Source organism: Nostoc sp. LPT (assembly GCF_017115165.1).
In the GTDB taxonomy this organism is placed as follows: domain Bacteria; phylum Cyanobacteriota; class Cyanobacteriia; order Cyanobacteriales; family Nostocaceae; genus Nostoc.
The window spans coordinates 18,173-36,615 of sequence record NZ_JABXKF010000075.1 but is presented as its reverse complement, the minus strand read 5'-3'; the positions used below and the strand labels follow the sequence as shown (position 1 = coordinate 36,615).

18 protein-coding genes and 1 pseudogene are annotated in these 18,443 nt (G+C 40.3%); 8 read left to right on the top strand and 11 right to left on the bottom strand.

Annotated features, from left to right (window positions below; all coding sequences use genetic code 11):
• Positions 1–223: 223 nt before the first annotated feature.
• The 3 genes from HWQ58_RS16565 to HWQ58_RS16555 all read right to left on the bottom strand — a co-directional run bounded on the left by HWQ58_RS16565 (position 224) and on the right by HWQ58_RS16555 (position 3,157).
• The gene (locus HWQ58_RS16565) at positions 224–847 is read right to left on the bottom strand and encodes a Uma2 family endonuclease (protein WP_292864562.1); all 624 of its coding nucleotides are present in this window, start codon (positions 845–847) and stop codon (positions 224–226) included.
• An 83-nt stretch (positions 848–930) separates the two neighbouring features.
• Entirely contained in the window at positions 931–1,746 is an 816-nt protein-coding gene (locus HWQ58_RS16560) for a type 1 glutamine amidotransferase (RefSeq protein WP_292864559.1), read from the bottom strand.
• Positions 1,747–1,822: 76 nt separating this feature from the next.
• On the bottom strand, positions 1,823–3,157 hold the full coding sequence (locus tag HWQ58_RS16555; RefSeq protein WP_292864556.1) for a Mur ligase family protein: 1,335 nt from the start codon (positions 3,155–3,157) through the stop codon (positions 1,823–1,825).
• 358 nt (positions 3,158–3,515) lie between these two features.
• Between HWQ58_RS16555 and HWQ58_RS16550 the strand changes: the two genes are divergently transcribed.
• The 3 genes from HWQ58_RS16550 (at position 3,516) to HWQ58_RS16540 (ending at position 5,795) form a co-directional block, all read left to right on the top strand.
• Positions 3,516–4,103 (top strand): thylakoid membrane photosystem I accumulation factor, encoded by a 588-nt coding sequence (locus HWQ58_RS16550; protein ID WP_292864553.1) that lies wholly within the window; start codon positions 3,516–3,518, stop codon positions 4,101–4,103.
• 176 nt (positions 4,104–4,279) lie between these two features.
• Positions 4,280–4,888, top strand: coding sequence for a hypothetical protein (locus HWQ58_RS16545; protein WP_292864550.1), 609 nt, complete (start codon positions 4,280–4,282; stop codon positions 4,886–4,888).
• 349 nt (positions 4,889–5,237) lie between these two features.
• A complete protein-coding gene (locus HWQ58_RS16540) occupies positions 5,238–5,795 on the top strand; it encodes a hypothetical protein (RefSeq protein WP_292864567.1) in 558 nt (185 codons plus the stop codon).
• On the opposite strand, the gene HWQ58_RS16535 is transcribed toward HWQ58_RS16540, so the two are convergent.
• Complete coding sequence (locus HWQ58_RS16535) at positions 5,792–6,322, bottom strand: hypothetical protein (RefSeq protein ID WP_292864547.1); 531 nt, start codon at positions 6,320–6,322, stop codon at positions 5,792–5,794. The two genes, HWQ58_RS16540 and HWQ58_RS16535, sit on opposite strands and share 4 nt — an antisense overlap.
• Before the next feature lie 180 nt (positions 6,323–6,502).
• The gene (locus HWQ58_RS16530) at positions 6,503–7,108 is read right to left on the bottom strand and encodes a VTT domain-containing protein (RefSeq protein ID WP_292864544.1); all 606 of its coding nucleotides are present in this window, start codon (positions 7,106–7,108) and stop codon (positions 6,503–6,505) included.
• 247 nt (positions 7,109–7,355) lie between these two features.
• Between HWQ58_RS16530 and HWQ58_RS16525 the strand changes: the two genes are divergently transcribed.
• The gene (locus HWQ58_RS16525) at positions 7,356–8,669 is read left to right on the top strand and encodes a cytochrome P450 (protein ID WP_292864564.1); all 1,314 of its coding nucleotides are present in this window, start codon (positions 7,356–7,358) and stop codon (positions 8,667–8,669) included.
• A gap of 8 nt (positions 8,670–8,677) precedes the next feature.
• On the top strand, positions 8,678–9,418 hold the full coding sequence (locus tag HWQ58_RS16520) for a hypothetical protein (RefSeq protein ID WP_292864541.1): 741 nt from the start codon (positions 8,678–8,680) through the stop codon (positions 9,416–9,418).
• On the opposite strand, the gene urtE is transcribed toward HWQ58_RS16520, so the two are convergent.
• The 3 genes from urtE to HWQ58_RS16505 all read right to left on the bottom strand — a co-directional run bounded on the left by urtE (position 9,381) and on the right by HWQ58_RS16505 (position 12,304).
• Positions 9,381–10,079 carry an urea ABC transporter ATP-binding subunit UrtE gene (urtE, locus tag HWQ58_RS16515; protein WP_292864538.1) on the bottom strand — a complete coding sequence of 233 codons (699 nt, stop codon included), beginning with the start codon at positions 10,077–10,079 and terminating at the stop codon, positions 9,381–9,383. The two genes, HWQ58_RS16520 and urtE, sit on opposite strands and share 38 nt — an antisense overlap.
• A gap of 384 nt (positions 10,080–10,463) precedes the next feature.
• Positions 10,464–12,107 (bottom strand): calcium-binding protein, encoded by a 1,644-nt coding sequence (locus HWQ58_RS16510; RefSeq protein WP_292864535.1) that lies wholly within the window; start codon positions 12,105–12,107, stop codon positions 10,464–10,466.
• A 5-nt stretch (positions 12,108–12,112) separates the two neighbouring features.
• Positions 12,113–12,304: a hypothetical protein gene (locus HWQ58_RS16505; protein ID WP_292864532.1), complete on the bottom strand. Its 192-nt coding sequence runs from the start codon at positions 12,302–12,304 to the stop codon at positions 12,113–12,115.
• A gap of 485 nt (positions 12,305–12,789) precedes the next feature.
• Here HWQ58_RS16505 and HWQ58_RS16500 point away from each other — a divergent pair.
• Positions 12,790–13,005: pseudogene (locus HWQ58_RS16500) on the top strand (hypothetical protein); the annotation flags it as partial.
• A gap of 151 nt (positions 13,006–13,156) precedes the next feature.
• Here HWQ58_RS16500 and HWQ58_RS16495 read toward each other — a convergent pair.
• The 3 genes from HWQ58_RS16495 to HWQ58_RS16485 all read right to left on the bottom strand — a co-directional run bounded on the left by HWQ58_RS16495 (position 13,157) and on the right by HWQ58_RS16485 (position 15,244).
• Positions 13,157–13,996 (bottom strand): toll/interleukin-1 receptor domain-containing protein, encoded by an 840-nt coding sequence (locus tag HWQ58_RS16495; protein WP_292864529.1) that lies wholly within the window; start codon positions 13,994–13,996, stop codon positions 13,157–13,159.
• Positions 13,989–14,855, bottom strand: a complete 867-nt coding sequence (locus HWQ58_RS16490) for a toll/interleukin-1 receptor domain-containing protein (protein WP_292864526.1) — start codon at positions 14,853–14,855, stop codon at positions 13,989–13,991. The genes HWQ58_RS16495 and HWQ58_RS16490 overlap by 8 nt, the downstream gene beginning before the upstream one ends.
• A gap of 158 nt (positions 14,856–15,013) precedes the next feature.
• Positions 15,014–15,244, bottom strand: coding sequence for a hypothetical protein (locus HWQ58_RS16485; protein WP_292864523.1), 231 nt, complete (start codon positions 15,242–15,244; stop codon positions 15,014–15,016).
• 593 nt (positions 15,245–15,837) lie between these two features.
• Between HWQ58_RS16485 and HWQ58_RS16480 the strand changes: the two genes are divergently transcribed.
• Both HWQ58_RS16480 and HWQ58_RS16475 read left to right on the top strand, forming a co-directional pair.
• Positions 15,838–16,461 carry a 4Fe-4S single cluster domain-containing protein gene (locus tag HWQ58_RS16480; protein WP_292864520.1) on the top strand — a complete coding sequence of 208 codons (624 nt, stop codon included), beginning with the start codon at positions 15,838–15,840 and terminating at the stop codon, positions 16,459–16,461.
• A 479-nt stretch (positions 16,462–16,940) separates the two neighbouring features.
• Positions 16,941–18,248 carry a serpin family protein gene (locus HWQ58_RS16475; RefSeq protein ID WP_292864517.1) on the top strand — a complete coding sequence of 436 codons (1,308 nt, stop codon included), beginning with the start codon at positions 16,941–16,943 and terminating at the stop codon, positions 18,246–18,248.
• Positions 18,249–18,443: the final 195 nt, after the last annotated feature.

Genomic DNA, 18,443 nt, shown 5'->3' with positions numbered 1-18,443 from the left:
TCTTTGATACTCGCGGACGAGTCTTTGATACTCGCGGACGAGTCTTTGATACTCGTGAATGAGTCTTTGATACTCGTGAATGAGTCTTTGATACTCGCCGATGAGTTTTTGATACTCGCCGATGAGTTTTTGATACTCGCTGATGAGTCTTTAATACTCGCGGACGAGTCTTTGATACTCGTGAATGAGTCTTTGATGGTTCTTTTACTTCTTTAGCCGTTTTTTACGCGACTTCTCCAGCTTGAAAAATCTGTTCAGCAGTTAAATTCAACTCTGGGAACGCTGGCGACTGAATGCGGTCATTTCCTCTAAATTGCCTAACCTGATACTCACTTTCAATTAATTGGTAAAGCGAGATAGTTGGTTGTTTAGGATTGCCAATAAAGCGCCTACCACCTAAACCTAGATAGTCTACAATCCAGTATTCAGGTATTCCGACCTCTTCGTATTTACCTGCTTTGGTAAAATAGTCGTCTCGCCAGTTGGTACTTACCACCTCAATTACTAAAGGAATTGATGCCGCTTGGCTTACAGTAGATTCTTTTTTCCACAGAGATTCATTTACTAAATTAGAGTTATTCAACAACAGTACATCTGGTGAGTAAGCTGCTTCGCTCTGAGTCGGTTTAATGAAAGCTGTTTTGGGGATGAAATAAGGTAGTTTTAAACGTTTGTATTCTGTAACTATTTCCCCAACTAAAAATCCAACAATCTGTTCATGTTCACCTGTGGGAGGAGCCATTTCAACAATTACCCCATCATGCAGTTCATAGCGTCGTTGTGAGTTTTCTGGATACCAAGTAATAAATTCATCAAATGTTACTAGTTTGCGTAAGGTTTGAGTCATGCTTTCCTCTTGCTTTATGTCAAATTTGACCCCTCTCCAAACCTTTCCCTGACACGGAGAGAGGCTTAATCAGCGAACTGAGGTTATTTCGCCGCCGCAGCACTTGGTAAACTCACTTTCAATCGCTTAAACATCGCTTCTCGTGCTTGTGCAGCGAGGCTGTCGTCAAAAGGTGTTAAGGTGATTTCCTGCTGATACTTTAGCCGCAGCGCTGTTTGAATTAACCAATCGGCGACAAAAGGATTTTTCGGTAACAATGGCCCGTGGGAATAAGTAGCGATCGCATTCTGATAAAATGCTCCTTCTGTCCCATCTTCACCATTATTTCCCAAGCCGTACACCACTCGCCCCAAAGCTTCCACTTTTCCCAGCTTGGTACGTCCGCCGTGATTTTCAAAGCCTACCAAATATGGTGTGCTACCCGTCATCTCTTTTAAATCTCGCGCCAAACGGGAAGCTGTCACTTCAATTACTAAGTTGCCAATACAGCGCTTAGTATTTTCACCAGGATGCACGGAAACTAAATCGAGTATTCCCAAACCATCAATCCGTTGTCCCAAGCCTGGTTCATAATAATGTCCCAGTAATTGGGGTGAACCACAAGTAAATACTCCTGGTGTTCCATTTTCGATTTTGTCGCGCATTGCATCAGCTTTCGCACCTTGCAAATCACGCATGACAATTTCTTGCTGACGGTCTTGTGCGCCACCACCAACGATTACATCTACAGTTTTAATATCTGCGGCTGTGGCATTTTGATCTAGGGATAATACTTTCACATCGTATCCCCGCCACTGAGCGCGACGTTCTATAGTAATTACATTACCGCGATCGCCATAAGTACTCATCAGCGTCGGGTACAACCAACCTATCGTTAATTCTAAATTTTGAGAAGTCATAAATTTTGGGAATGGGGCATGGGACATGAGGCATAGAAAATAACTGATGAAAAATAACCAATGACAAATGACAAATTTAAAGAATTTTACGACCAGTGAGGACTTCTCGCACTTCTAGCATGGCTGAGTAGGTAGGCAGAATATGCAGAGTTTCATTCTCTGGTGTATGCTCTAATGCAGTAGCGATCGCCTGTCGCAAATCTTCTTCGACTATCAAATTTAAGTTACTCTCAGGGGACTTTTGGCTGTAACGTAGACGTAGTGCCATATCGTAGACGCGATCGCCACTCACTATTAAAGTCCCACCGCGTTCGACTAATTTCTCGGTATCTACGTCCCAAATCCAGGATACATCAGTGCCATCGGGCGTGCGATCGTTCAATACTAGCAGTGTAGTTTTATCTGTGCTTTGAGTAACTACGCGAATGGTTTCATTCGTTCCTACAGGATTTTTGGATAACAATATTCGCACTCGTTTACCATTAATTACTAAATCTTCAGCCCGACCAAAAGCAGCTTGGAAATTGTTAATAGTATCTCTGATTGTTGCTTCATCAACCCCTAACTCAATAGCCGCAGTTGCAGCCGCCAAAGTATTGTATTTGTTGTACAAACCAACCAGAATTTGCGACCATTCACTACTTTCCAGAGTCGGCTTACTTTTACTAAAACCACACTTGGGACAAGTAAAATCTCCCAAATGAGACAAATAAACACCCTTGTAATCTAGAGAATGCCCACATTTGGGACAATAGATAGAATCAACAGCGTGAGGAATAGCTTCTAGATAATGTTTTGGTTCATTCAAGCCAAAGAATAACACCCGTTGGGGTAACTGCTGACCGAGGTGAGATAAAGTCGGGTCATCAGCATTGGGAATTACCACCGTTTCTGCTGGTAGTGTAGAAATAACTTTTGTCCAACGCTTACTAATTGTGTCTACTTCTCCGTACCTATCGAGTTGGTCGCGGAACAAGTTTAAACAGAGAATAATTCGCGGTTGGAGTGGCGTTAATACTCTGGGGACAATATTTTCATCAACTTCCAAAATGGCGTAATCAGTATTTAGCGTTCCTAACAGGTTGGTGCTTTCCAACAGCGCTGTCATCAAACCATTTTCCAGATTTGCACCTGTAGAATTATGAGTGATGCGAAAACCGCTGCGTTCTAATATCGTGCATAAAAGCAGCGCTGTAGTGGTTTTGCCGTTAGTACCAGCAATTAAAATCACTCCGTTTTTAACTTGTTGACTCAATAATTGTAAGAGTCGGGGTTCTATGCGACGAGCAATCGAGCCTGGTAACACACTAGCAGCACCCAGACGGAGCGATCGCACAATAAAGGTCACACTTTTTGCCACTGACACCGCGAAACCCAATCGCAGTCTATCTATGAATTGTATTTTTCCCACATCTATACCCTAGTCTTCTGGCGGTTGCTAATTAAAAGTGAAAATTTAATCTTGTGAGTTTAACGAATCCTGACTGAAAAAGCCAGTCATCGCAATTTTGAATTTTAGATTTTAGACTTAGACTACTCTTTGAGACGCTGTTCGCGTTCGCTCAGTCAAACGATTTTGGATTCTTGAGCCTTACGGTTGCGCTACTTTATCTCTGTTTTGACTTGCGCGTAGCGATACCAGCCACTTGCGAGAGATAATCTCAGTAAGCGTTATCTTAAAGAATAGTGCGTGGGCGTAATTACATATCTAGTCCCAGTTGCCAAATTAAGCACATCACAACAAGTAGTAGCTTGCAAGGTTCCTTTTGATGAATAGCACAAAGTTTCTTTTTTTACATAAACAAATTACTGGCTGGCAAAAGTGGTTGTCCAAATGCCTGTTGTTGCTTGCAAGTCTTTTCATTATAAGTATGCAACCTGCATCTGCTGGTCTTAATAATGATTTATATGATGGCAACATCTTTGTCGTTTATGCAGGCAATGGTTCATTAGTTCCTCCCAGGCAGACACTGGCACAAACTTTAGCGGAACATAAACCCGTATTTTTGGCTTTTTATCTGGATGATAGCAGCGATTCCAAAAGATATGCCATTTCTATTTCACGGGTACAGGAATTCTATGGTCGGGTAGCAGAGATTATGCCGATTAATGTAGATACTATCCCGCCGAAAGAGACCTACGACCCAACAGAACCAGGATATTACTATGCTGGGAGTGTTCCTCAAGTAGTGGTGTTAAATAAATCAGGTGAAGTAGTTTTGAATAAAAAGGGTCAAGTAGCTTTTGAAGAAATAGACGATCAATTTCGTAAAATCTTTGATTTATTACCACGCACTGAAACAGCACAGCTAAAGCGGCGAGCCTTCAATGAGTTTAGTAGTGAGTTAGCTAAGTAACCTATGGGGTAGACCAAATTGGTCTACCCTAATTTTTAGTGATATCTGTTACTACATTGCCGCCGATGTCAAAGCATAATATTGAAATATCTGTGTTAACAATTGAGGAAATTAATCCATAGTCTATAGTCCGTAATCAATGCCCAATGCCCAATAACTAACTAGAGTGTATTCTGATGTCAAAGGTTTACACCACCCAAGAGCTAATTCAAATTTTGGCAGCCGAACGCCAAGCTTGCCTCAAAGGAAAACGTCTAAAATTAGAAATAACAGTCTCTGGCAATCCTGTAATTGACCAGTTTATCAGAACTGATGGGCTGCAACAATTCACTGCCTATCAAGATTTCAAAACTGCAATTCACGAGTATCAGAGAGAAAATCGAGTTTCTGGTATTATCTGGCGGGAAATGACAGTTAAAGGAAAAAGCTTGCACTATCCCGAAATAGATACTGACTTAATTGCCCTCGCTAGTGACTTAGAAATATTAAAAGCTGCTAAGAATTCCATCGTAGAATTTTGGTATGAAGTCTCTATGGGGATGGATTTATACTTGAGTTTTAATAATAGTAAACAACACCAACAAATTGTCACATCTGATGTCGAAAGGATTGTTCAAAGAACAGAGTGGGCAAGTTTGTGCAAGTGGGAAAATTCTAGCTTTTTGGAAATGATTTTGCAGCTAGGATGGGGTAAACCAGAAGAAGCTTATTATAAACGAGGAAGACCGCGATCGGGTAGTGAATATATTCATGCAGTCAATCCTGGAAATCGCCCTATTGGTTGACTTCAGGAGGCAGGAGGCAGAAGGAACCCACATTTAAAAACGTGGAATTGAAGCAAAGACGCTTTGTAAGTCGGTGCAATAAAACCAAACTGTGTGAAGAAAAGTAAAGAAGGCTCAAACTCTTTCTCCCCAAGCTTTGAGCTCCCAGCAAGAACTGCCTTATCCCAACAATAATTATTTACGCCGACCTACTTATCTCGTGCTACACTCTCAAGTAGAAAGGTGCATTACACTTCGTTAACGCACCCTAAAAAATATTTTTGAAATCAGTAAATTACCCAAAAATAAGAAATATTATTGACTTTTGACTTTTCAATTACCGACTCTATCTGTAACAGAAATTTCAAAGATGATTTTAAGCTTCAGAAATACTAGTGCTGTGTGTGCCGTATTTTTATTAGTCAGTGTCAACAGCTTTCACAAGTCAGCCATAGCCAATATAAACAACCAGTACCAACTGATAGCACAGCAGAGTAAAATTCAGCCACACCCAGTTTTTAAATCTATTCTGCCTAAATTAAAGCAAAAGACTCAAATTCGGATTCTTTTACCGAAGTTTATTCCTGAGTCAGATGGAGAAAATCCAATTTACGCAATTGTAGAAGCTGCTACGCAAAAAAAGTACGAAATTTTACTGGGTTTCAGTCCAGACTGTACTGGTGGAACTGCGTGTCGTTTGGGTGTCCTATCTGCTGAAGCCGTAACCCGCAAAACACCCCGTCTGACTGGTAAACCTGTATCCTTAGCTAAGGGCATCACTGGCTACTTTATGGATTTTACTTGTGGTGCTAATTGCTCAGATGCTACCTTGACTTGGAGACAACAGGGTGTGCAATATGTTGTGGGGTTGAAAGCAGGCGAACACACTTCTTTAGTAAAAATGGCTAATTCTGCGATTAATCCCTAGCTAGCGTCATTTGATTGTACTTCCCAACGAAACAGCCGCGGCAATTGAGATATATCTATGGCGTAGTTAACAATCCACATCACCAATTCAAAAATCAATAAATATCGTACCCACTGCAACTCGCTTGTAGAATCCAAAAGTGTCAAACCCTCATACAACTGCCAGAAACGGTAAGGGAGATATATATAAGGAACCATCACCCACACGACATTTTGCAACTGCCTAAGCGTCACTCTTTCAGAAATGATTTGCAACCCTAAGACAATAAAATACCAAGCAAGAATAGTTAAGACCGTGCGATCGCCCCACCATACACCCCACAATAGCATAACCACTAATGGCGGCACTACTGCTAGCAGTTGCACCGAGCCAAACCAGATTTTATACCAACCGGGAAATGGTAAAGGTAGAGTATAAGGCTTTGCGTTTTTCCATCCCCAGTTCACAACCACAATAAAAAGTGTGGCAATAAGGAAAAAGAGGAGATTTTCTAGGAACAGATAGAGGTTAATGTTTAAGGAAGTCACGTCGCTTCGCTCCGAATTCAAAATTCAAAATTCAAAATTTTTATAAATAAATTTAGTTGTTCTGTATCCTTTTGTTTGTCGCTCATGAGCGTATGATCAAGCTCTGATGTTTATGGCTTCAGTAAATCAATATACTTGTTTCTACAATAAAACATCTACTAAGGAGCTACAAAAAATATTTCAACTTTTGTTTGCTCTATTTTCTTGTACCAAATGAAGAATCGATGGTACTAAAGAAATTACTATAATTAATCCAATAATCGGTAACAAATACTTATCTACCTGTTCAGGTGGTAAAGATTTTCCTAAGAAAAACCCTAACATGGTGATACCGAATGTCCAAATAAAGCCACCGATTAAGTTGTAAGACATAAATGTGCGATAATGCATTGCACCAATCCCGGCCACGATGGGCGCGAAAGTCCGTACAATGGGTAAAAAGCGTGCTAAAACAATCGTTTTTTTACCGTGCTGTTGATAAAAATTTTGGGTTTTAATAAGATGTTTTTTATGAAATAACCATGAATCTTCCTTTTGAAAAAGCCTTCTGCCAAATTTATGTCCAGTAAAATAGCCAACATTGTCACCTAAGACTGCACAAATAAAAGCACCAAAAATCAAAACCCAAATGTTCAGTAAATTCTGAGATGCAACAAATCCAGCGGTGAACAATAAGCTATCCCCAGGTAGAAAAAAACCAATTAATAAGCCAGATTCAGCAAAGACAATCGCCCAGACCCCAAAATAGCCGAGTGATTTAATCAGTTGTGGTAAATCCAGATGCATAGAATTTTTACTTTTCAACAATAGATCCACAACATCTTAACGTTCAGCAATTTTATTGAATAAAAAGTAATATTAAATTTATGTAACGTTATTATATAATCTGGGGAAATATAATGACAGATGACAGGTTTTGGGTTATAGGTGCAAAAGACAAAGATATTTGAAAGTACTAAGAATATTTTGGGGTGCTGCGATCGCAGTAAAGTTGGAATATCGTGTTAACTTTTTCATAGCTACACTTAGATATATGAAAAGCGATCAAATTCCTCCTGGAAGCTTTGGTATACCTGTATTAGGTGAAACACTCTCCTTTGTTTTCGACCGCGATTTCGCTAAAAAGCGCTATCGCCAGTACGGGCCCATCTTCAAAACTCATCTGCTTGGCAGACCGACTGTAGTGATGGTCGGGCCGGAAGCATTAGAGTTGGTTTTGTCAAGCCAAATGGAGAATTTTTCTTGGCGCGAGGGATGGCCTGATAATTTCAAGACATTACTGGGTGAATCACTTTTTCTGCAAGATGGAGAAGAACACCGCAGAAATCGCCGTTTGATGATGCCGGCATTGCATGGCCCAGCATTGGCGAATTATGTCTCCATAATGGAAAATATTACACGTAGTTATCTGCAAAAGTGGGAGAAGCAGCAGGAATTTACTTGGTTCCAAGAATTTAAACAACTGACATTTGATATTGCCAGTCAATTACTGCTGGATACGCGTCCTGGCCCTGAATGTGTGCGTTTTAGCAAGTTGTTTGCAGCCATGACAAATGGACTGTTTGCGATTAATCCGTTGCCCTTACCATTTACAACATTTGGTAAAGCTATAGCTGCTCGTAATCAGATTTTAGAGCATCTAACTCAAGTTGTCAGAGAACGTCAGCAAAATCCAACAAAAGATGCTCTGAGTTTATTAGTGCAAGCCCAAGATGAAGAAGGGAACCGGATGAGTGAAAAAGAACTCATCGCTCAGGCGTTACTATTACTATTTGCTGGACATGAAACTACTACTTCGATGCTGACTTGGTTGTGTGTAGAGTTAGCCCGTCATCCAGAAGTACTCGAAAAAGCAAGAGTTGAACAATTGCAACTTGCAAGTAAAGGTGATTTGGATTTAGAACAATTAGGGAAAATGCCCTATTTAGAGCAGGTTTTGTGGGAAGTTGAAAGATTGCATCAACCTGTCGGAGGCGGGTTTCGTGGCGTAATTAAAGACTTTGAGTTTAAAGGTTATCACGTTCCTGCTGGTTGGCAGTTATACTATTCAATTGGAGTTACTCACAGAATTGAAGAAATTTATTCTGAACCAGACCTGTTTGAGCCAGACCGTTTCAGTCCCCAACGCCAAGAAAACAAAAAATACCCTTTTAGTTTAGTTGGTTTTGGCGGTGGGCCACGCATTTGTATTGGTCTAGCCTTTGCCAAAATGGAAATGAAGATTGTTGCTGCTCATCTTCTCCGTAGTTATCATTGGGAGATATTACCCAATCAAAGTTTAGAGGTAGTTATGATTCCCACTAATCGCCCGAAAGATGGGTTGCAGGTTAGATTTCAACCTCGGTGAAATGTTTTATGGCATCCCAAATAGACGTACCTTTACCTAATGGAGTTTTACAACGCTGGCAAAATGTGAAAGATTTTGTGGGCGGAAGCGTTAACTCTCTAAGTAACTCAGCACAACAAGCTGGTGAGTCTTTAAAGACAACAGCCACTACCACAACTGATAGAGCAATTGATACAGTTACAACAAGTTTAGAGCAAACTTGGCAAACAGCAGAGCAATTTAAAAATACCACATCGGGAGCAGTTAAAGATGCGATCGCATCTTCTGTAAGTGATTGGTTAATACAACACCCAATATTTTTTCGGTTAGTTCAAATACTAGGTTGGGCGGCTAATCATCCAATTATTAGTGTAATAATTTTGCTGTTTGCACTTGCTCTACTTTGGAGCATCATCAAAGCAATTGTCCGCTTAATTGAAACCGCTAGTTGGTCAATACTCAAAGTTCCGTTAAAATTGCTTCAGGCTTTGATTAAAGTTAGTTTTCTATCCTTAACTCAAGTTGGGAGTTTTGCTGTTCAAAGAATCACAGGTGCTAAAACAACTGATAGCCTGCCTACTTTACTACCTGAAAGTTTTCAACAAAATAAACAACAACGATTAGCAGAAATTTCTAATCGTTTGGAAGCAATTCAAAAAGAACAACATGAGCTTTTACAAGAAGCGGCAGACTTGATTGCTACCGACACAATTGATATAGAAATATCAAAAATTAAACAGCTAAAAAGCGCTGAATCACATCTTGGCTAAGTTCGGCTGTGGAACCGGAGGCGACAATACCACCTTTTTGCATGGCATAATAATAATCAGCCTGACGGACAAAGTGTAAATGTTGCTCTACTAATAACACCGAAATGCCTGTGGTTTCGACAATGCGACGGACTGCGGCTTCAATTTCGAGGATGATGGAGGGTTGAATACCTTCAGTAGGTTCATCTAAAACGAGTAATTGAGGTTCTCCCATTAAAGCACGTGCGATCGCTAATTGTTGCTGCTGTCCTCCACTTAAATCACCACCCATCCGCGAAAGCATGGTTTTTAACACCGGAAATAAACTAAAAACTTCCTCTGAAATTTCTGCTTTTTTTACTGGTTTGCGTCTAGCTTCCAACCCCAGCAGTAGATTTTCTTTAACTGTTAACCGAGGGATAATCTCTCGTCCTTGAGGGACATAACCAATTCCCAACTTTGCCCTTTGGTCTGGGGATTTAGAGTTGATTAATTCTTCAGCTAAATTAATAGTACCGCTGCGGGGTTTGAGTAAACCCATGATAGTTTTTAGTAGGGTAGTTTTTCCGACGCCATTGCGTCCAATTAGGCAAACCATTTGCCCAGATGGTACGCTCAAATCTACATTGCGGAGAATATGGCTTTCGCCGTAATAAACGTCAAGATTAGAAATTTTTAGCATAAAAAAAATTTTAACTGTTTAGTTTTGATATCAAGTCTCTAATACCAATTCTCTATGAAGATGCGCCTAATTATTTTGGGACATAGCGAATTATCTTCAGAAAACCTCTGTGTACCTTTGCGCTAACCTCTGCGTACCTTTGCGTTGAAAAAAAGCTAGAATTTGGCGCAGCTTTACAAAGTGAACAAGGATAAAATGTTGGGTTTCGTTCCTCAACCCAACCTACATATATTATAAGTGTTTAACCGGACACGATATTACTTATTCTCTGCAAGAATCGCTATTGCTTACCAAAATGGCTTGCATTAAATAATCGAATGCAAGATGCTAAAAATAGCACCTCGCAAACTGTACTGCTTGGCTCTCAAAGAGCGCTAATTCCGATTAAACAACCACAAAATTGTTTTCGCTGACTGACAATCCAGTAGATAGTTGTGCAAATTTTATCTGAGTAAACTCAGACGCACTGCCATCAAGGTCAAAGAACAGTCCACCTGTAGCACTGTTATAGATAAATCGTTGATTGCTTGTCGTTGCAGATGTTCCGAGGGTAAATTGATTTGTGTTAAGTGAACCTGGTGATAACCCGCCGCCAAAGCTAGCAGCCGATACCTGAATCAGTTCATTAGTCGCGTTGAAGTCATAAATACTGTCAACACCTTTATTGTAATTATTGAAAACAAAGGTATCAGTACCAGTTCCTCCATAGAGGGTGTCATTACCAAAACCACCTATAAGAATGTCATTCCCACTCCCACCATAGATTGTGTTCTTACCAAAGGCGCTAGAGGCGGAGATATAATCATTGCCAGCGCCACCATCCAGTAAGTTATCGCCTTTTGAATTACTAGCATTCAAGTTATCGTCCCCAGTGCCGCCGTTAAGAGTGTTTTTTCCAGACGAGCGAGAGTCGTATGTGATGGAGACATCGCGGGGTGAGTACGGGTCGCTAGGAGTGTATTCGTAGTAGCCAGAGATGGAGAGATAATCATTGCCATCACCCCCAGAGAGCAAATTATCGCCTGTTGAACCGCCAGCACTCAAGGTATCCTTACCTGCACCACCGTTGAGGGTGTTCTTACCAGACGAGCGAGAGTCGTAGTTGCTGTAGTTATTTCCTTCGTAGTAGCCAGAGATGGAGAGATTATCATTGCCATCGTCCCCAGAGAGCAAATTATTGCCTGTTGAACCGCTAGCACTCAAGTTATCGTTACCAGCGCCACCGTTGAGGGTGTTTTTACCAGATGACCGAGAGTCGTATTCGTAGTCTGGGTATCTAAAGCTCTGGTAGCCAGAGATGGAGAGATAATCATTGCCATAGCCTCCAGAAAGCAGATTATTGCCAACAAGGGAGTCATTACCCGTACCACCAATGAGGGTATCATTACCCGTACCACCAATGAGGGTATCATCACCCGCACCACCTCGCAGTAAATCGTTTCCACTCAAGCCATCGATTTTGTCATTACCGCCTTGACCATTAACTACATCATTTGAGTCCTCTAAACCCGTAATGTTATTATTGAGGTCATTGAAAAAAGTTACTGTGTTCTTGATGCCCAGGCTAGTATCAGTAGAGTTGGAATCGAGGACATTAAAGCTGTCGGTGATACTATTTTGCCCGTCAAATAGGATATTACCAAGAGCTGGTTTTGCTCCAGAGGCTTTCAGATTCTCCAAGTTTTCTAGTTTGAAGTTTTCCAGGATAACTATGGTATTAACATTCCCTTCAAAGGTGATTTCCAGATTGTTGTCATTCTGGGTCAGCAGTAAATTTTGAGCAGTTAATCCTGTACCCTGGAATTTGATGGTGTCCACTTCAGCAATAACCGCTGCTGTCGGGTTAGTTCCTTTACCTATGCCACCGAAATCAGTGATTGTATCAGTGCCATCGCCCAAGTCGTAAACAAATTTATCCTTGCCACCGCCACCAGTTAAAGAATCATTCCCAGTATCACCAATGAGAGTATCATTCCCAGTACCACCCTGTAGTAAGTCGTAGCCGCTGGTTCCAATGATATTTGCCATAATTTTTACCTACCTGATTCCATTTTTTCAGTAATTTCAGTTTTGAACCTGTTTTGCACAAAGGTAATATCGGGCACACGGATGATGTTACCAGAAATTGCATCACTAGCGTTGATATCGGCGCGATCGTTACCCTCTAATTTTGCTCTTTGGAATATAATCCAGTAGTTAAGAGGTGAATTTTCTACGACCTTCAATCATCAACACGGCTATGATTGACCTAGCGATCGCAATTTTTTCAAGAATTCTCGATCAAAACTTGCAAGTCCCATCTTGCTTGGGTTAGCAACAATCGACTTCAGGACTTACGCAACTGGCACACTGCGATTGCCTCTAGTAGTACATATGTATTAAATTGTACAAAAAGTGTGTAAGCTGCGATGGAAGGTTGAGTCCTGTTCATAGAGAATTAAAACAATTGACTGGTATTGAATCGTGTCAATGTCGCAAGGGTCGTATTCAAAGAAACCATGAAAGCCTCGCGCTATTTTAGTCTGGCTTCGACTTAAAGATTTAGCTTATAAAAGTGGTCAAACAATTTATCAAATTAAGCATGGATTGTTGTCAAATTATTTAGTTCAACAACTAAAACGTCCCAATGTTACCATGTTTGCCTTTTAAGTTGTTTGGCGCTCGGCGCGGCGTAGCCGCACCATTACTTGTGACAGTTGCGTAAGTCCTGATCCGGTTTGCAGAGGAACAAGTCTCGTCTCAGCCAGAACGCTGCGCTCGATTTATTGCTGGTGCGATCGCCCAACTGACGGGCAATGAAACTTATCGTCAGAAGCTACTTCATGTAGAGAAGGTTACTCCTATGCGTCAGTGGTCTGCACGTCAAGCTTCCAAATTAAAGAAAAATGATTATCGTCAAGGCTATCTTGGTCAGAGAAGAAACTAAGGATATAAAAAAATATTTAACAGTTAAAATCAGCGGCAGCATACGACTGAAAATAAAGTAGAAAGCATTTCTACATGTCCGCTGCATTTGAGTTGTTAGACCTGTCATATAAGAAATCACAGATGTTTTAGGATTTAGAGTGATAACATTCTTACGTAACATCTTTTTCCTCGTTTGTAATACCTAGGAGCAATCGCTGCACAGGATCAGGGTCATTTTGCCGAAAATCTACTACTCCTAATCTGCGGAGATAGACTGGAATTTTTGAATCATCTACTTGTGCTGCGCTATTAAGAATGACCGGAATAACTTTACGTTTTTGTAATCTAAAATCCACTATAATGTCTTCTATTAATTCCTCTTCCCAAGGACCGCCATTACTACCAATAAAAACTGCCATCGACCAAATTCGAGGTAGATGTTTATCGAACTCTCGAAGTACGGAACTTTGAAGATTGGAATAACTAATGCCTTCTTTCCACAAAGTTATGTCAGCTGTTTTAAGTTGCTGTCCAATCTCACGAACTTCAAACATATCTTCATCCTTATAGCAAAGGAGAATATCAAAGAAAGGTTCGATGTTCTTGGATTTGATACTAGCTTCTAGTTTGTCTAATGCTTGCTGATTTCCTTCGCTAAAGGATACCCAATTACGTTGTCTGATAAATCCTAAGTCTCGCGGAATCTCGGTAATTCCAGGCAACAAAACTGGGATGAGAGGTTTATTTGACTGCCTGCATTCATCCAACAGAAATTCAATTTCTTCTTTCTGCCAATTACCTAGACCGCTTTCTCCAATGAAGATAGCAGCAGATTTGACATTAGTAATCGCCTCCTGGATCTTTGTCTGAAAAGACTGCCCTCCTAAAATCTGATCTTTATCTATCCATGATTTAATATCTCGCCTTTTTAACTTTCCTGCTATTCTTTCAACCTGGATTTTATCATGACTATTATGAGCACAAAAAACATCAAATTCTAGTTCATTCATGCTCAATTCCCCTCTTACCATTTTGTGAAATGAGATGAATTAGTTGGCGAATTCGTTCGTCAGGGTTGTCCCGTAAATCAACTATCAATTGCTTACGAAGATATGGAGGAAATTTCGGATCTTGTATAGTGTCAGGTAAGATGACAGGAATAACAGTGTGTCTATCTTCGATATAATTCCAAATTAGATTTTCAACTTCCTCATCTTCCCAAGGTGCCCCGTTGTTGCCGAAAAAAATAGCTAAAGAATTGATTTCACCTATCAATTTTGTAAATATGTCTCGCCACTCAGTATCAGACTCAAGTTCCCATTGATTTGGATAGAAGCTAATATTATGTACTTTTAGTTGTCCTGCGAACTGTTTCACTTTAGATTGATCTAAATACTGATAACAAAGAAGAACATCATAATGCTCAGCAGGATTAACTGGTTTAGGCTGCGGTTTCTGACCAGTTATTCCCCAAACCAGCATATCTATAGCTTGCTCTTGTGTACCTTGGTTGAAATCAACCCATGCAATCTGATTCAGAAAAGGAGGCACGTTGTCTGGAGCTTTACTGGCACCTGTCAAGATAACTGGGATAATAGGTATTTGAGCATCTATGGATACTTTTACAAGACTCTGTAGCTCGATAACCTGCCACTTGGAAAAGGTGTCTGAACCGATAATGATAGCAACTGCCCTGACATTATGTATTACTTTTTGAATCGCTTCTTGAAACGATTGACCTGGAAAAAGCTGCTCTTCATCTAACCATGGCTTCAAACCACGGTGCCTTAGTTGCTTAGCAATAGCTCTCACTTGCGGCTTGTCTTTGCTGCTGTAAGACAAAAACACATCGAACTGAGGATTAGTCATGACTTGACTTGTGCCACCAACGTCTTATTGTACCAATTTTTATTTTTGAAAAACCAAAGCATCGTCCAGCTTATCTTGAGAAATTGAATAAAACTCACCGCATTGGAAGTCTAACTATTTATTATACGAAAACTTTCCGTATAATCTTTTTCTCAATCCTAACATTGGCATAACAGCCAATAATACTTCTGCTTATCAAGATTATTCCATTTGGCATCTTGATTGATGCAGTGTAGGGCAGCAGTGAGGTTTATCTCAATAGGGTACTTATCCTTTAAGCCTAAGATTATCTCTACTGCTGCGGTATCAACCCCCAAAGCCATGCCTGAATAGAACTGGATGCGTTTGTAACCCCACTCAATGGCGCGATCGCAAGCACCTGCTTCCATCCTTCCTCATCAAATTTTTTGTGACTGTTTCCTGTAAATGCCACTTTTAGGGTTGGTTTATCTTCTATGAGGAAATCAACAAACTCCAGGGGCAACCAGATATTAGGAGGAAGATTGAAATTGCTAATCAGGAAAGCTATCTCTAGGTTGGTGTATTCTGCAAGGTTGCATCCAATCCTAGTTGTTAGGAATTCTAATTCAGGATGAGTCTTTGCATATTCGACTAGTTTCTCAATTTAGAATTTTATTTGGGGAAGGGGAATTGATCGGATACCCTTATTTAGGTCTTTGGTTGCGATCGCCCTGTGCCAGTTGCCTCCGTTATTCAATACATCTGTACTCAAATTTAGCGATCGCCTGTGCCAGTTGCGTAAGTCCTGGACTTCTTGGAATTGCGGGGAAAAGTTTTTTCTTCTTCAACATTTATACTTTTTACTTTTCAGTCTAGTAAGTTAAAGCGGACTTTTCCAAACCCCTAAAATTTTTTGAGAAATTAATCATCAATTAAATCTCCAGTTATATAACCATTGTCACGGTTATCTAACTGGAGATTCGCTATATTTAACAGTTAACAGCTAAAAGGAGTTAAAGAGATGGAAATTAAGCCAACTGACCCATCGCTAGCACTCATGGAAATTCCCCCAGGCTATCTCAATATTATGGGTTACGTCGATCAATCAGAAGTTAATGGCCCTGGTTGTCGTGCAGTCGTCTGGGTACAAGGTTGTCTGCGTGAGTGCCCTGGCTGCTTTAATACTAACTCCTGGTCTTTTGAGGCTAATCAATTGATTGCTGTTGATACTCTTGCGGAAAATATTCTCAGCAATCCCCGCAACACAGGTGTAACATTTTCTGGTGGAGAACCCTTTTGGCAAGCAACTGCACTAGCGTCTTTAGCTCGGAAGGTAAAAGCTGCTGGTTTAAATGTAATGTCTTTTACTGGGTTCACTCTTAAGCAGCTACAGTCCCAATCCGCACCGCCAGGTTCCCAAGCATTGTTAGAACAACTCGATATTTTGATTGACGGGCCTTTTGTACAATCTCTGGCAATTAATTCTCCCAATTCTCCAGTTTCTTCTAGCAATCAACGGGTTCGGGTGTTAAACCCGGCTTTCCAAGACCAGATTACTTGGGCTAGCGACCAGATAGAAATCCACATCCTCAAGGATGGTGGACGCATTGTCACTGGCTATCAAGGTGGACTAGAACTAACATAAGGGCGCGCCCAATGAGTGGGCTGTTGCCTATTAACTTGCGGCAGCAGCCCAATGAAAAGTATTTCCAGCCTCTGGCTGGAAATGAGGTTCTAAAGGGTTTGTGCTGAAGTTGACACCAATGCACAGCCGTGTCTCCCTACCAAAGTTTGGTATTTCGTGAACTGACAAACGTAATTTTATCTTTAACAACCAAGAACGCTGGTTATTTTGTGTTTAGGTAATCTACAATACTTTTATATTTAAATAGGAAAATTCCTAAAAATAGAGATTTTTCATAATTCGTCTCCAGAGCCATCTCAACTAGGAATTAGCAGCTATAACAAGTTGTGTTTAATTGCTCTAAGCTAATAACTTCCTGTTACGAAAACTGTAATAGTCCCATTTTATTTATTAGAGCAAATGCAATAGTTAATCATTGACACAGTATCTGCGTCAACTCTGAACACAGAACAGGAATATTTGGCAAGTGAGGTGGTAAAATGAATCGGCATAAATTTAGTAGAGTGAAAGAAAATTTTATGCAAAAACGTTATGCTCTGGTAGCTGCAAGTCTTGTTCTATTTGGTGTATTAGGGTATTCTCAAATCGATAGTAATAAAAGTGCCCTTGCCAAATCTAGCTTACCTCAGCTAGAAACTCCATTGCAACAAAAGACAGCTAAAACTGATACAAACATCGTTGCGTCTAGCAATAAGTTTGGCTTCAAACTATTTTCAGAAGTTCAAAAAGGTAATAAAGGTGAGAAAAATGTTTTTATCTCACCTTCGAGTGTTGCGATCGCTCTAGCTATGACCTACAATGGCGCAAGCGGCACAACTCAACTAGCGATCGCAAAAACCCTGGAATTACAGGGGATGAATCTACAAGAAATCAACTCTTCTTACGCAGCGACATTAAAGCAGCTTGTAGACAATTCCGATCCGAAAGTGCAACTGAATATTGCTAACTCACTTTGGGCAAATCAAAATTTTAGCTTTCAGCCAGACTTTCTCCAAAGAATACAGTATTTCTATAAAGCTAAGGTCAGCAATTTAAATTTTCAAGATCCCGCAGCACCTAATATTATCAATAACTGGATCAAAGATAATACTAATGGTAAAATCAATAAAATCGTTGATAAAATTGAGCCAAGTCAGGTGTTGTTTCTGATTAATGCCATATATTTTAAAGGTAAATGGAGCCAAGAATTTAATAAAAATAAAACTGCTCAATACCCTTTTTACAGCACATCTGGCAGACCAAAACAACAGCCGATGATGTCACAAAACGGTGACTATAGATACTATGAAAGCAAACAATTTCAGGCAGTTAGTTTACCTTACGGCAAAGATGGTAAATTCAGTTTTTATATTTTCCTGCCGAAACAGAACTCTAATCTGAAAGCCTTCTATCAAAACTTGAATGTTGAAAATTGGGAAAAATGGATGACTCAGTTCAGCAAACAAAAAGGGTTTATTCGCCTACCCCGCTTCAAAACAGATTACGACGTTACACTCAATGATTCCTTGAAAAGTTTAGGCATGGAAGAGGCTTTCAGCGACAAAGCCAATTTTTCCGGTATGGGTAAAAATCTTAAGATTAGCGAAGTTAAGCATAAAACTTTTGTCGAAGTGAACGAAGAAGGCACGGAAGCGGCTGCTGTGACTTCAGTTGGTATATCAATAACAGCTTCTATTGATATAAACCCACCATTCCAAATGATTGTTGACCGTCCTTTCTTCTGTGCCATTAAGGATAATCAGACGGGAAGGGTTTTATTTATGGGTTCAATTATTGACCCACAATGAAGAGTGCTGAGTGCTGAGTAATGAGTTAAAAAACCGCCCACAAGGGCGGGGCTTTTACGGAGTACATAAGTACTGAGTTAAAAATTTAAAATTTCTTCATTTTTAATTGAACTTGAGGATAATGTCACTTCAGAGATGCTCGGAGTGTTTTTAGCGTCAGCTTTTGGGGACTAGTTTGGTGCAATAGGTGTAGCA